General features: G+C 48.3%; 16 protein-coding genes. 8 read left to right on the top strand and 8 right to left on the bottom strand.

Annotation, left to right across the window (positions count from 1 at the left end; translation table 11 throughout):
- Window positions 1-2: 2 nt before the first annotated feature.
- Window positions 3-416: a hypothetical protein gene (locus ACZ5FK_RS13080; RefSeq protein WP_464805325.1), complete on the bottom strand. Its 414-nt coding sequence runs from the start codon at window positions 414-416 to the stop codon at window positions 3-5.
- A 75-nt stretch (window positions 417-491) separates the two neighbouring features.
- The gene (gene yiaA / locus ACZ5FK_RS13085; RefSeq protein WP_464807439.1) at window positions 492-959 is read right to left on the bottom strand and encodes an inner membrane protein YiaA; all 468 of its coding nucleotides are present in this window, start codon (window positions 957-959) and stop codon (window positions 492-494) included.
- 185 nt (window positions 960-1,144) lie between these two features.
- Between yiaA and ACZ5FK_RS13090 the strand changes: the two genes are divergently transcribed.
- The 3 genes from ACZ5FK_RS13090 to ACZ5FK_RS13100 are packed head-to-tail and all read left to right on the top strand — an operon-like array spanning window position 1,145 to window position 2,251.
- Complete coding sequence (locus ACZ5FK_RS13090) at window positions 1,145-1,354, top strand: hypothetical protein (RefSeq protein WP_464805326.1); 210 nt, start codon at window positions 1,145-1,147, stop codon at window positions 1,352-1,354.
- A complete protein-coding gene (locus ACZ5FK_RS13095) occupies window positions 1,351-1,788 on the top strand; it encodes a hypothetical protein (protein WP_464805327.1) in 438 nt (145 codons plus the stop codon). Before ACZ5FK_RS13090 ends, ACZ5FK_RS13095 begins: the two co-directional genes overlap by 4 nt.
- Before the next feature lie 16 nt (window positions 1,789-1,804).
- Window positions 1,805-2,251, top strand: coding sequence for a DUF4385 domain-containing protein (locus ACZ5FK_RS13100; protein WP_464805328.1), 447 nt, complete (start codon window positions 1,805-1,807; stop codon window positions 2,249-2,251).
- 67 nt (window positions 2,252-2,318) lie between these two features.
- On the opposite strand, the gene ACZ5FK_RS13105 is transcribed toward ACZ5FK_RS13100, so the two are convergent.
- The 3 genes from ACZ5FK_RS13105 to ACZ5FK_RS13115 form a co-directional block, all read right to left on the bottom strand.
- Window positions 2,319-2,834, bottom strand: a complete 516-nt coding sequence (locus ACZ5FK_RS13105; protein ID WP_464805329.1) for a hypothetical protein — start codon at window positions 2,832-2,834, stop codon at window positions 2,319-2,321.
- Between the two features lie 105 nt (window positions 2,835-2,939).
- On the bottom strand, window positions 2,940-3,818 hold the full coding sequence (locus ACZ5FK_RS13110) for a DMT family transporter (RefSeq protein ID WP_464805330.1): 879 nt from the start codon (window positions 3,816-3,818) through the stop codon (window positions 2,940-2,942).
- Window positions 3,819-4,320: 502 nt separating this feature from the next.
- The gene (locus ACZ5FK_RS13115; protein WP_464805331.1) at window positions 4,321-4,656 is read right to left on the bottom strand and encodes a DUF3899 domain-containing protein; all 336 of its coding nucleotides are present in this window, start codon (window positions 4,654-4,656) and stop codon (window positions 4,321-4,323) included.
- Window positions 4,657-4,910: 254 nt separating this feature from the next.
- On the opposite strand from ACZ5FK_RS13115, the gene ACZ5FK_RS13120 reads away from it, so the two are divergent.
- The 5 genes from ACZ5FK_RS13120 (at window position 4,911) to ACZ5FK_RS13140 (ending at window position 10,762) form a co-directional block, all read left to right on the top strand.
- A complete protein-coding gene (locus tag ACZ5FK_RS13120) occupies window positions 4,911-6,632 on the top strand; it encodes a peptide ABC transporter substrate-binding protein (protein ID WP_464805332.1) in 1,722 nt (573 codons plus the stop codon).
- A 166-nt stretch (window positions 6,633-6,798) separates the two neighbouring features.
- The gene (gene opp3b / locus ACZ5FK_RS13125; RefSeq protein ID WP_464805333.1) at window positions 6,799-7,731 is read left to right on the top strand and encodes an oligopeptide ABC transporter permease; all 933 of its coding nucleotides are present in this window, start codon (window positions 6,799-6,801) and stop codon (window positions 7,729-7,731) included.
- Window positions 7,731-8,753, top strand: a complete 1,023-nt coding sequence (opp3C, locus tag ACZ5FK_RS13130) for an oligopeptide ABC transporter permease (RefSeq protein ID WP_464805334.1) — start codon at window positions 7,731-7,733, stop codon at window positions 8,751-8,753. The genes opp3b and opp3C overlap by 1 nt, the downstream gene beginning before the upstream one ends.
- A 15-nt stretch (window positions 8,754-8,768) precedes the next feature.
- Window positions 8,769-9,833: an ABC transporter ATP-binding protein gene (locus ACZ5FK_RS13135; RefSeq protein ID WP_464805335.1), complete on the top strand. Its 1,065-nt coding sequence runs from the start codon at window positions 8,769-8,771 to the stop codon at window positions 9,831-9,833.
- Window positions 9,833-10,762: an ABC transporter ATP-binding protein gene (locus ACZ5FK_RS13140; protein WP_464805336.1), complete on the top strand. Its 930-nt coding sequence runs from the start codon at window positions 9,833-9,835 to the stop codon at window positions 10,760-10,762. Before ACZ5FK_RS13135 ends, ACZ5FK_RS13140 begins: the two co-directional genes overlap by 1 nt.
- A gap of 35 nt (window positions 10,763-10,797) precedes the next feature.
- On the opposite strand, the gene ACZ5FK_RS13145 is transcribed toward ACZ5FK_RS13140, so the two are convergent.
- The 3 genes from ACZ5FK_RS13145 to ACZ5FK_RS13155 form a co-directional block, all read right to left on the bottom strand.
- A complete protein-coding gene (locus tag ACZ5FK_RS13145; RefSeq protein ID WP_464805337.1) occupies window positions 10,798-11,586 on the bottom strand; it encodes a YibE/F family protein in 789 nt (262 codons plus the stop codon).
- Window positions 11,583-12,719 (bottom strand): YibE/F family protein, encoded by a 1,137-nt coding sequence (locus ACZ5FK_RS13150; RefSeq protein ID WP_464805338.1) that lies wholly within the window; start codon window positions 12,717-12,719, stop codon window positions 11,583-11,585. Before ACZ5FK_RS13150 ends, ACZ5FK_RS13145 begins: the two co-directional genes overlap by 4 nt.
- A gap of 96 nt (window positions 12,720-12,815) precedes the next feature.
- A complete protein-coding gene (locus tag ACZ5FK_RS13155) occupies window positions 12,816-13,424 on the bottom strand; it encodes a TetR/AcrR family transcriptional regulator (protein ID WP_464805339.1) in 609 nt (202 codons plus the stop codon).
- Window positions 13,425-13,597 lie beyond the last annotated feature (173 nt).

Consider the following 13,597-nt stretch of genomic DNA (forward strand, 5'->3'; position numbering starts at 1 on the left):
TTCTAGTAAGACAAGCTGCCGAGACTGATGGTATCCTCCCCGGATGGCCCGCACCCCGAAAGCAACAGCATTCGTCCGCCGTAATCCATATCTAAAGACGTGAACGTGCCGCAAGTGCCAGTTTGGACAAACTCTTTCTGTTTACCGTCCAGCTTATATTCCTTCACAAGAATCCCGCCGCTCTTCCGGCGCAATTCAAAACGTTCCTGCACCGCCGTCAAAACGTCCAGCCGATTATTTTTTCCGGCGATAAAGGAATCCGCGGCCTGGTGGTTTTTCACATTGCGGTCATAGGGGTTCCTCAGATCGATCAAAAGCGGCGCTTGATGATGAAATGTAAATAAAAGTGCGATAAAAAGAGCGGCAGCTACACACGCAGCAATGGCCGCTGCTTTGAATGAAATGCGACTTTCCAAAAGGTATCCCTCCATAAAAAACGACCCGTTGCCAACTGAGCAAATGCGGGTCGTTTATGACGTCACTGGCGAACATCAACGCGCATCGCGGGCTCTTTGCGTATCTCTTACATTCTTTTGCACCGTGATGGCCGAGAAGACACTGAGGACGAACGCCATTGCATAAAAGCCTTTTTCACTAAGGATGATGCTCCCCGCATTATACAGGCCGATTGCCATCAGCGCGATCGCAACGACAAGCGCAAACCAGCTGATGCCATAATAGATCGCCGTGACTGGAACACCTTCCTCCCGGTCGCGTACTGCCTTTTGCAAAGAGACGGCGGCATACAGGCCAAAGATGAGGACCGCGAAATAATAGCCTTTCTCATTCAATTCCATGGATGCGTTGAATAAACCGATCAAATACGCACCGGCTCCGATCAGCAACGCGGCAATGGAAGCCCCTTTGAAAGCGGATGTCGGTTCGCCCTCCCGCCGTTCCTGGCGTATTTTCGGTTTGGCATCCTCTGGATCCTGGATCTTCTCTTTCTCCTCCGTTATCAAATTGTTCCATCTCCTTTTTACTTATCATATCCAACGGAGTGCATGCAGGCAATTCATTTTCCATGAATGCGCCTTTACTCCCGGCAAAGTGAATAGCCCCTTTTTCGTGAAATGTACATGTCCTGAAAGACATGAAACATCCTGGCTGCCGAAACGTACTTGAATGGAAAGGAAGTGTCGTGATGAAGCATACCATTTGGCTGGCGGCTTTCTTATGTCTGCTGATCATAGCGGGTGCCACCTATTACTTGGTTCAGATGGAAAAAAGGCATGAAGAGAACATGGCAAAAATACATGATTGTTTCAAAGACTTCAGGGAGACTGTCGTCATCAGCAAAAGAGATGGGGAGCTGACATGTAAGAAAGGAACAGGCGGAGGTGGCGGGCGATGAAGATCCTGATGGGTGTCGCTCTCATGGCAATGCTTGCGCTTGCTGCAGGTATCGTGACGTATCGGTTGTACAAGAAGGAACTGAAGTCGAAAGATTGGTTCCAGGCGGTGTACTACGAATTCCTGCCTGTTGAATGCCCCCATCTGGTCCGGATCAAATTAGTGGATACGGGCTGGAGATTTTTATTTAAGATGCGTAAGGAGCAGAGCGTGACCATCCAGGCGGGACCGGCAGCCGGAACCGTGACAAAGGAGCAATTTCGTTTGGATTGTCCGGAATGTGGGAAAAAACGCTGGTTTGTCCTCAATAACAAGAATGAAGTGACAAAGAAATTATTTACCTTACGTATCAAATATATGGTGATCGGCCTAGCCGGGATTGTGATACTGCTCGGGATCACCGGCAACTTGCTGAATTGGCTGCTGGGATTCTGATAAGGGAGGACAGGACATGTCATTCGACTACAATCTGGATTACAAAAAACTTGATCTACGGAAACACCCCCACTTATACCGGGTCGGCCGCGGTGAACAGGGCGTTTTGCTGGTGGAACCATATAAAAGCGAGATTTTGCCCCATTGGAGGTTCAAGACTCCGGAAATCGCAAAAGAATCAGCTGAGGCGATCTATGGACTTTTCGAGGAATACCGGAAACAGGATGACTTTGTCGGAATGGATATGGCGAGAAAATTCATCCAGATGGGATACACGCGCGCCCGGCGGTACGCCAATCATAAAAGTGGAAGGAAATACGATGAGGAGGGCAAGGAAAAAGAGCGGCAGATCGATCCTGTAAAAGCGGAATCGGCTGCTGTCTTCAAGGGTTACTGGGACCGCATCCGGGAGGATCAAGACTACTTGGAACGCAAAAAAGCGCATCAGAAGGAATACGGATGACAGGGGGAAGGCCAAGTGCTCTGTGAAAGTCACAGGGGTTACGAGCGCTTGGCACATGATTCATATCTTAATGGGATTGAGTTCTGATAAACAAATCACGATCCAGCGCATTCACCCGGTGAGTCACATATTGGAGTTCTTTCGTCAAACGGTCTTGCACTTCAATGGTATTCGTGGAAAGCACCTCAAATTGCCCGCCGATCCCGTCGAGCTTTGTGTCGATTTTATCAAATCGCCGGTCCACCTCTTCAAAACGGAGATCGACTGCGTCAAATCGCCGGTCCACCTCTTCAAAACGGAGATCGACTGCGTCAAATCGCCGGTCCATCCCTTCAAAACGGCAATCGACTGCGTCAAACCGCCGGTCCACCTCTTCAAAGCGGGAATCGACTGCGTCAAACCTGGTATTCATGTCTGCTCTCATCATCTCCATGTCAGACTTCACCGTCTCCATGTCAGACTTCATCATCTCCATGTCAGATTTCAACGTCTCCACGTCTGTCCGTAACATAGTTACATTCGCTTCCAGTGAAGAAACCTTCTCCAGCACTTGACCCATCATTTCCACCAATTTGTTTTCCATCTTCTTCACCTCCTCTACCTATCAGTATAGCCGATTTTAAAGAGCAGGACTAGCTTCATTGCAAATCCCCTGTCTGGACAATTGAGCCAGGCAGGGGATGTATTGTCATTTCTTCGAAAGTTCGGCAGGCACTTCTTCGCCCTCCTTGTTTTTCAGGAACATATAAAGCGAAGCGCCGAAAATGATCAGGTAGCCGATTATGCTATATACATCTGGCGCTTGACTGAGGAAAACGAAACCGAAGACCGCCGTAAAGACGACTGTAAAATAGTTGAACACGGAAATCTCTTTTGCGGGTGCGAATTTATACGCAAGTGTGATGCCGAACTGGCCGACGGTCGCAAACACGCCGCCAAGCAGTAAAAAGGCCGTTTGCTGCCACGTCATCGGCTGATAAGCATAGATGACAAATGGCAGCAGTACTACCGTCGTAAACCCCGAAAAATAGAACACGATTGTATAGAATTTCTCGCGGTTTCCAAGTGCCCGTAGCGCCGTATAGGCACCGCCGGCAAATATTGCGGATAAAATCCCGGCTGCATAGGGAACGATATCGAGCGAGAACGATGGTTTGATGATGAACAGCGTGCCGAGGAACGCGACAATGATGCTATAGAGCTGAAATGGTTTGACATGCTCCTTTAAGAAGAGGGCCGCGAACACAATCGTGAAAAACGGACTCATCTTATTCAGCATATCTGCATCCGCAATCACCAGATGATCGATTGCGTAAAACAGCAGAATGATGCCAAGCGCGCCAAGCACTGAACGCAAAAGCAAGAGCGGCTGGTTTTCCCTCTTGCCGAGCAGCCGCTCTTTATAATGAATGACAAAAAAGAACGAAATGACCATCGACACGCCATTCCGGAAAATCGTCTTCTGAAGCGTCGGCACATCGCCGGACAGCTTCACAAACAGCGTCATCAGCGAAAAGCCGAATGCCGATGCGAGTAATAGTAAAATCCCTTTATTGCGGTTTGTCATAATTGCCTCCGGTCTGATAAGAATACGGTATGTATCGTATCATAAAAGGCCTGTGCAAGCGAAACGGCTGTTTGCGGGAGGAAGCGGCAGACCATAGGTGAGGTTCGCCCGGTTAGGTAACGTTTAATCGACTAAGCGGATCGATCGGACGTCCAATCGGTCGTTCCCGGCTGTAAACGGATCGATCCCGCGCCTAATCGGTCGTTCGCCGCCATAAACGGATCATACCCGCATCCAATCGGTCGTTCGCCGCCATAAACGGATCATACCCGCGTCCAATCGGTCGTTCGCCGCGGTAAACGGATCATATCCGCGTCTAATCGGTCGTTCCCCGCCGTAAACGGATCACACCCGCGTCCAATCGGTCGTTCCCGGCCGTAAACGGATCATACCTGCATCTAATCGGTCGTTCCCGGCCGTAAACAGTTCGATCCCGCATTGCATGTAAATAAACCAATACGAAAGAATGCCATGTTCCCGGTCAACAGGAACATGGCATTTTTTAATATGGATACAAGAACAGCGCAACGAGCATCAATACAATGACCGGAATGCCGGATCGCAGAAAAAAACGGGGGGTGATCGAAACGGCTTCGGATGGTTTGCGCATCGTCAGGATATCCTTGTCCCGGGAGAAGACTTTTTTCATGCTGGTCGAGAAGAAATCAAAGAAGCCGGAACGCAGGATAAAGATGACACCGCCGATGAACAGATAGGAGGCTCCGATGTAAAATGAATAGTTTATATACAATAAAATAGATGGACTTTTTCCAATTAAAAATACAAGTGCCACAATTATTAATTGGTTTACAATAACATTCACTATAAATTTTTGCATAATTTAACCCTCTTTATCATTTTTAATTGACAGATTAGTCACGTATAATAATCATAAATGAATATGTCTTTAGTTGCAAACTGCACGATAAAACCAATGATATCAAAGGTTTTCAGATATTTTGTACACCCATAAATATCTTTTTATTATGTATATGTAGAAAAGAGACTTAAAAAATAGTTTGACTTCAGATATTTTGGATGTATAATAAAAAGTGTTAATTCCTTAGACAATTCAAAAAGGAGGTCATTGATTTGAAGAAAAGCAATTGGCTTATGCTTTTGGCCCTCACGCTCGTACTTAGCGTTGTCCTTGCGGCATGTGGTTCCAAGGATAAAGAAAGCGCTGACAAAGAGGACAAAGGCGACGACAACAATCAGACAGAACAAGGCAGAACGGAAGAAGCTACTGAGCCGGATGCTGAACAAGTATTGAACTTGGTCGAATCCGCAGCAATTCCATCAGTGGACTCCGCACTCGTTGAAGACCAAGTCGGTTTCAACGTATTGAACCAGGTGAACGAAGGACTTTACCGCTTGAATCTAGACAACGTCCCTGAACCGGCGATGGCTGCAGAGGAAGCGGAAGTAAGTGAAGACGGTTTGACATACACATTCAAACTGCGTGATGCAAACTGGTCTGATGGAACTCCTGTCACAGCACAAGATTTTGTGTACGCATGGCAGCGTGCAATCGATCCGGACACTGGATCTCCATACGGTCCGATGATGATGTCTGGAACGATTAAAAACGCAACTGCAATCAGTGAAGGAACAATGGACAAGAAGGAACTTGGCGTGGAAGCGAAAGACGATAAGACATTAGTCGTCACTTTGGAACGTCCTGTACCGTATTTCTTGTCACTTATGTCTTTCGGAACATTCCTTCCTGCAAAAGAGGAATTTGTAACTGCGAAAGGCGACCAATACGCGAAGAACTCCGACAGCTTGCTATATAACGGACCATTCATCTTGACAGAGTGGGACGGCACTGGCGACAGCTGGGTGTATAAAAAGAACGAACAGTACTGGGATGCTGACAATGTGAAGCTTGAAACAATCAATGTTGACGTTGTTAAAGATTCTGCAACCGCTGTCAAACTTTACAATGACGGCAAGAAAGACCGCGCAGGAGTATCCGGTGACTTGGCTCTTCAATACGGTTCACATGAAGATGCAATCATCGAGCCTGATACGTCTGTCTTCTATTTCAAATTCAACCAGCTCAGAGACGGCAAAGAGACACCGCTTGCTAACGTCAATATCCGTAAGGCAATTGCGAAGTCCTTCCAAAAAGAAGACTTGGCGGATGTTGTCCTTGCAAACGGCTCACTGCCAGCGAACTACCTAGTACCAAAAAACTTTGCATTCAGCGAAGACGGTAAAGACTTCCGTGAAATTAACGGAGACATGCTCGTCTACGATAAAGATGAAGCGAAAAAGTATTGGGAAAAAGGCTTGAAAGAGCTTGGGGTTACTGAATTGCAACTTGAAATCCTAGGTGGAGATACAGAAGCCGCTAAGAAAATGGATGAGTACTTCAAAGCACAACTTGAAGGAAACCTTAAAGGCTTGAAGATCAAATTGAAAGAAGTGCCGTTCGGCGTACGTTTGGAACTTGAAGCTAACCAGAACTATGACATCCAAGTATCCGGCTGGGGTCCTGACTTCCAAGACCCGATCACTTTCCTTGACCTCTTCACAAGCGACAGCACGAAGAACTTGATGAACTACAAGAACGAAGAATACGACAAACTGATCGAGTCGACAAAGGTTGAACTTGCACAAGATCCAGTTGCTCGTTATGAAGCATTTGCGAAAGCTGAAAAAATCCTTCTTGAAGATGACGCAGCAATCGCGCCAATTTACCAAAAAGGTACAATTCAACTTCAAAAACAATATTTCAAAGGCCTCGGAGTTCACCCGTTCGGAGCTGACCATAGCTACAAGTGGGCGTACATTTCAGGAAAACAATAAAACTCTTACGGTACAACAGAATAGAGAGGGAGTATATGGAGTCATTCTATATACTCTCTTTTTAATCAAATATCATAAACGAAAGTTTGTAGTGATTTCACTATGAAAAATGATTGATTATTATCAATTTGACATACAGCAAACTTGCGTAATTTGGAGGTGCGACATGGTTAAATACATTTTCAAACGGCTCGTGTACATGTTCCTGACATTGTTCCTGATTGCGACGGCGACGTTTTTCCTAATGCAGACACTGCCAGGCTCGCCAATCGCTTCTTATAATAAACTGAACGAAACACAGCGGGCGATCGTTGAGAAGAAATACGGCATCGATAAGCCGAAGCCCGTGCAATATGCGATTTATATGAAGAACCTGGCGAAAGGCGACCTGGGCACTTCCTTCGTGTTCAAAGGGAAGAGCGTCAACGACTTGCTCGCTTCGCGAATTAAGCCTTCCTTCATATTAGGTGCGCAGGCGATGGTCTTCGGGACGATCGTCGGAATCCTGCTCGGCATGCTCGCTGCCCTGAAGCAGAATACCTTCTGGGATTACGGAAGTACGCTTTTCGCAATCATCGGGATTTCGATACCTTCATTCGTATTCGCATCATTATTGCAATATTGGATCGCTTCCCAGTGGCATCTGCTGCCGGTCGGCCTGTGGGATGACGGCTGGAAATCGAGCATTCTTCCTTCCCTTGCGCTAGCGATGGGACCGCTTGCTCTATCTGCCCGCTTCATCCGTACCGAGATGATCGAAGTATTGAACTCTGATTACATCACACTCGCCAAAGCGAAAGGTGCAAACGGTTTTGAAATTGCATTCAAACATGCATTCCGGAACGCATTGATACCGCTTATTACGGTTCTTGGACCGCAGGCTGCAGGAATTGTCACAGGGTCCCTCGTCGTTGAACAGATTTTCGCGATTCCCGGAATCGGGGAACAGTTCGTATCATCCATCATGACGAACGACTTTGCGACCATCATGGGTACGACCCTATTCTTCTCCGCATTGTTGATTTTCATTATTTTCATTGTGGACCTATTATACGGAATCATTGATCCACGAATCCGTTTGTCGGGAGGTAAAGCGTAATGCGTAACGATAGTTTTCCACAATTGCCGAAAGAAAAATTCGAACGTATTACGATCGACAGCAGTAATGCGGAACGGATTGAAAAACCGAGCTTGAATTTCTGGCAGGATGCCTGGCTGCGTCTCCGCAAAAATAAAGCGGCGATCATCAGTGTGGTCGTCTTGTTCCTGATGATTATTATGGCAGCGGTCGGCCCTTATCTGGACGGTCACGACGGCGAGACGCAAGTGCTCCGCCACGCCAATCTTCCGCCGAAGATCCCTGGAATCGAGAAACTTGGCATCTTTGACGGGATGGGCAAGCTGGGCGGAGAAACAGTTGACTTGTATAAAGTGAAAAAAGTGGACGAGTACTACTGGTTCGGGACAGATGGCCTTGGCCGAGACCTCTTCACCCGTCTATGGGAAGGAACACGCGTCTCCCTTATGATTGCGTTTGTCGCAGCAGCGATCGACGTGTTCATCGGTGTCTTATACGGAGGCATATCCGGATATTTCGGAGGCCGTGTAGATGATATCATGCAGCGGATCGTCGAAATCCTGATTGGTATTCCGACATTGATCATCGTCATCCTGATGCTGTTGATCATGGAACCGGGCCTTACCGCAATCATCATCGCGATTGCCCTGACCGGATGGATCGGGATGTCCCGTATCGTCCGGGCGCAGATCTTGAAATACAAAGGGCAGGATTTTGTCCTGGCATCCAAGACACTTGGTGCCGGCAACTCCCGCATCATCGGAAAGCATTTGCTTCCGAACATTATGGGGATCATTATCATCAATACGATGTTCACGATTCCGAGCGCAATCTTCTTCGAGGCGTTCCTGAGCTTCATCGGGCTTGGATTGCAAGCGCCGGATGCTTCCCTCGGTACGTTGATCAATGACGGGTACAAAGTGATGGAGAACCAGCCGTACTTCCTTCTGTTCCCGGCACTTGTCATCAGTGTCTTGATGATCGCCTTCAACTTGATCGGTGATGGATTGCGCGACGCGCTTGATCCGAAGATGAAAGACTGATAGGAGGAAAGCCACATGGAAAACATATTGCAGGTAAAAGACTTGGAGCTTTCCTTCCATACATTTGCCGGTGAAGTGAAAGCGATACGCGGAGTGAATTTCGATTTGAAGAAAGGGGAGACATTGGCGATTGTCGGTGAGTCGGGGTCCGGTAAATCCGTCACGACTAAATCGATCATGCGCCTCCTTCCTGAATCCAGCTCGGAGTTTAAAAACGGCGAAATTTTATTCAATGGAAAAGATTTGACGAAGCTGCCTGAACGGGAGATGCAGAAGATCCGGGGGAAAGACATTTCGATGATCTTCCAGGATCCGATGACCTCCTTGAACCCGACGATGACGATCGGGAAACAGGTGATGGAGCCGATCTTGAAGCACCAGAAAGTGAGCAAAGGGAAAGCGAAGCAGATTGTCATCGACTTGCTGAAGATGGTCGGCATCCCGAACGCGGAGAATCGCTATAAGATGTACCCGCACCAATTCTCAGGCGGGCAGCGGCAGCGGATCGTCATTGCGATTGCGCTTGCCTGCAACCCGAAGATCCTGATTGCCGACGAACCGACAACGGCGCTTGATGTGACAATCCAGGCACAGATCCTGGAATTGATGAAGGACATCCAGAAGAAAGTGGACACTTCCATCATTTTCATCACACACGATCTTGGGGTTGTCGCAAACGTCGCTGACCGGGTCGCTGTCATGTACGGAGGGAAAATCGTCGAAGTCGGAACGGTCGATGAGATATTCTACAATCCGCAGCACCCGTATACATGGGGCCTTTTGAGTTCAATGCCGTCCATGGATCTCGAAGAGGAGAAATTGTATGCAATCCCTGGTACGCCGCCGGATCTATTGAATCCGCCAAAAGGGGATGCGTTTGCATTGCGAAGTGAATATGCGCTGCAAATCGACCTGGAAGAAGCGCCGCCGTTTTTCAAAGTGAGTGACACTCATTACGCGGCGACATGGCTTCTTCATCCGGAAGCGCCGATAGTTGAGCCGCCGGCCGCGATCATTGAGCGCATGAAGACGTTTCCAGGAAGCAGATACTATGAAGCAGCGACGGGAGGTGGCTTGTGATGGTTGAAAAGTTGGTAGAAGTCAAAAACCTGAAGCAGTATTTCAATGAAGGCAAGCCGTCCGAAGTCCGTGCGATCGATGGGATCAGCTTTGATATCTACAAAGGCGAGACATTCGGCCTTGTCGGAGAGTCAGGCTGCGGCAAATCGACAACAGGACGGACGATCATCCGCCTGTACGATGCGACAGACGGGGAAGTCCTCTACAACGGAGTGGACGTCCATGGCAAGAAGTCAGGTGCAGAGATGAAACATCTGAATCAGCAGATGCAGATGATCTTCCAGGATCCATACGCATCGCTCAACCCGCGGATGAAAGTCATGGACATTATTGCAGAAGGTCTTGATATCCACGGACTTGCCAAAAATCCAAAAGAGCGGAAACAGAAAGTGATCGAATTGCTGGAAACGGTCGGATTGAACCCCGAACACGCTTCCCGCTACCCGCATGAGTTTTCGGGCGGACAGCGGCAGCGGATCGGCATCGCCCGTGCGCTTGCCGTCAACCCGGAATTCATCATTGCGGACGAGCCGATTTCCGCACTAGACGTATCGATCCAGGCACAAGTCGTCAACTTGCTGAAAGAGCTGCAAGAAGAAAAAGGATTGACGTATTTGTTCATTGCCCACGATCTGTCGATGGTCAAATATATTTCCGACCGGATCGGCGTCATGTATTTCGGCAAACTTGTCGAACTTGCCCCGGCAGAAGAGCTATACAAAAATCCGCTGCATCCATATACAAAATCACTTTTGTCAGCAATCCCGCTTCCCGACCCGCGGTACGAAAGAGCGCGCGTCCGGAAACCGTATAACCCGGCCGACCATAATTATGGACCGGATGAAAAGCTGACATTCCGTGAAGTCACGCCAGGCCACTTTGTCCTCTGTTCCGATAAGGAATATGCGGAGATGGAGCGTATTAAATAAAAGAAGGGTTGCCCAACACTAAGCTGGGCAGCCCTTTATTTTATTTCTTCCTTTACTTGCACAGCTTTCCTGCGTGTCCGGTCCAAATAGTACATATTGATCCATGCCGTCAACGGAATCACCATGGCGATCCCAGTACCTGCGCAGAGGATCAATACCATCTCCGAGCCGAACACTTTTGAATTGATGATCTCGCCGATGGAGTACTTCAAATCTTTGAACCAGATGAGAAGCGCCAAATAACCGCCGAAGAAAGCGAAGAAAAGTGTGTTCGTGTCCGTGCTGAGAATGTCACGGCCGATCCGCACGCCGGATGCAAACAAGTCCTTCTTGGAAATCGTCGGATTATGCCGCGCCATCTCATGCATGGCGGAAGCGATGGAAATCGAGACATCCATGACAGCGCCGATTGTGCTCATGATGATGACGGACACCCCGATTTTCAGGAAGTCTACCCCTACGAGAAGCGAAAGCCCCGCAATGGCATCTGCTTCCTCTTCGCCAAATCCTTTAATCATCATCAGATGCGCCACCACGACGATCAACAAAAGCAGGATGGTGATCGTGAGCATTGTCGAGATGAACGCCGTAACGGTTTTCCGGTTCACTTCATTGATGAAAAACAGATTGATGCAGCCGATTAAAGTGCTGGCAATCAATGTGATCACGATTGGATTCGCAGCCGGATCCATCATGAAAAACATCGTAAAGAACAGTACGCCGAAGTTCAGGAACAGCGACAAAAATGAGCGGATTCCTTTCTTTCCGCCGATCAGCACCATCAATACAAGCAATATGACCCCGAGCAAAAGAAGCGTGTTCATAGGCGTGCCCTCTTTCGGTTGATGAAATAGATGGATGTGTACAAGCCAATCGGAATGGCGAGAACGATGCCGATGCCGCCCGTCAGTGCGCGCGCCATTTCAAGCGACAAGTTCATGGAAAACGTGAAGCCGAGCGGCGAACGGTTTTTGAGATAAAGGATCAGCATCGGAATCGACCCGCTGACATAGGCAAAGAAAAGAATGTTTGTGATCGTCCCCATAATATCCCTTCCAATATCAATCCCCGATTTCTTAAGCGCCTGGAACGAGATGCCTGGATCCCTCTCATACAATGCAAACATCGAAGAGGACATCGTGATGGTGACGTCCATGATGGCGCCGAGTGATCCGATGAAAAGTCCGCCCATAAAAACGGAATGATACGGGCGCGTGACAAACTGCATTTCTTCATATCGCAGCCCATTGCCGCCGGTCAGCCAAATCACAAGCGTGGCAACGCCGAGAGAGATTGCGGTGCCGATCAAGGTTGCGACAATCGCGGCATATGTCTTTTCCGTAAATCCGCTGACAAATAGCAGTGAAATGGCAGTGAACAGCAAAATGCAGATTCCACAGATGAGGAGCAAGGGGATCTTCGGAAATTCCACGTAGAGATCTAGCGCAAAAGACAGCAGCATAATATTAATCGCGAAGCTGATGACTGCGAACAGACCTTGCCGCCTGCCCACAATCAACAGTGCCGCGATGAACACCCATGCGAAAAACACGACATACTTATCCCGCTTCACGTCTGTGATGAGGCCTGTCAAATCATTTGCTGCAGCATCCTTATCAAGTACGACAAACAGTTCATTGCCGGCGTGGTATTCCTGGTCAAACGCGCCTGACACAGAGAACTCATTCCTCAGTCGGATGTGCTCTCCCTTATGGCTGCCGTTCTGTAAAATAGCCGTGATGTCCTGCGTGGTAATTGTATCTTCATTGGAGTTCTGATCGGAAACCTTTTCGGTCTTGGCAACCTGCACCGCGGTGACTTTCGCGATCGGACGGCCGTAGAGTGAATGATTATTCGTGACAAAAAGGAGGGAGCTGATAAAACAGGCGAAAAGGATAGCGATGGCTAAGATCCGCTTTCGCGCTGCTGGTTTCCGCTCCGGCTGGATATCACTCATCATGGCACCTCCGTATGTATATTCTGTGCAAAAAGGGCACGTCTAAGGATAGACTACCCTAAATCCGCCCGTCAAACGATTTGGGAGCAGGCGTGCTTACCGGTACAGCCCCTTTTTCAGCAAAACCATTTCCGCTTCATACAGGGCCGTCGCCTCATCTGCTTGGAGCTGTGCGGCAAAACTATGGATGAGGGTCTGGAAGGTTACGGCCTGGATGATGCGCAGCGCATGGCGAAGTTCCTGCTCGTCCTTGATATTCAGCTTTTCCTTGTCAATCAGGCCGAACAGCGCCTCGCGGCCGCCTGACTTTTCCAGGCTGGTCTGCTCGGTGAATGCGTTGCTCACCCGATGATTCATATTTAGAAAGGCATTTTTGAAAAAGACCCGGTTTTCGGCTTGCTGGAAATCGGCCAGCATAGACGTGAACACGCCGATGAACGTCTCGATCAAATCACCCCTATGAACCTCCAGCAGACGGAGAAACCGCTGTCTGTTCCACTGCATATGTTCCTGCAATATATAAAAGAAGAGATCCTCCAGATCATCGAAATATTGATAGAAGCTTCCCCTCGGAATATTCGCATCTTTGACGATGTTCGAAATGACCGCTTCCTGCAACGGCACCCGGGAGAACTCCTTCTTGCCCGCAGCAATCAGTTTCTTTTTCTTCTCTACGGGTAAATTAATAAATGTTTGCTTAGGCATGAAGTAACTTCCTTCCTTTAATGGAGTACATAATTACAGCCAATGATAATGGCCTGATTTCCCAATGTCAATTAAGAAGTGACAATGTGTCACTTCTCAATTGACATGAATGCCGGGTTGATTTACTATTACATCTATCGTTTGACATGACAATGTGTCATAAGCTGGCCGGC

This window comes from Sporosarcina sp. GTC18466 (assembly GCF_055389225.1).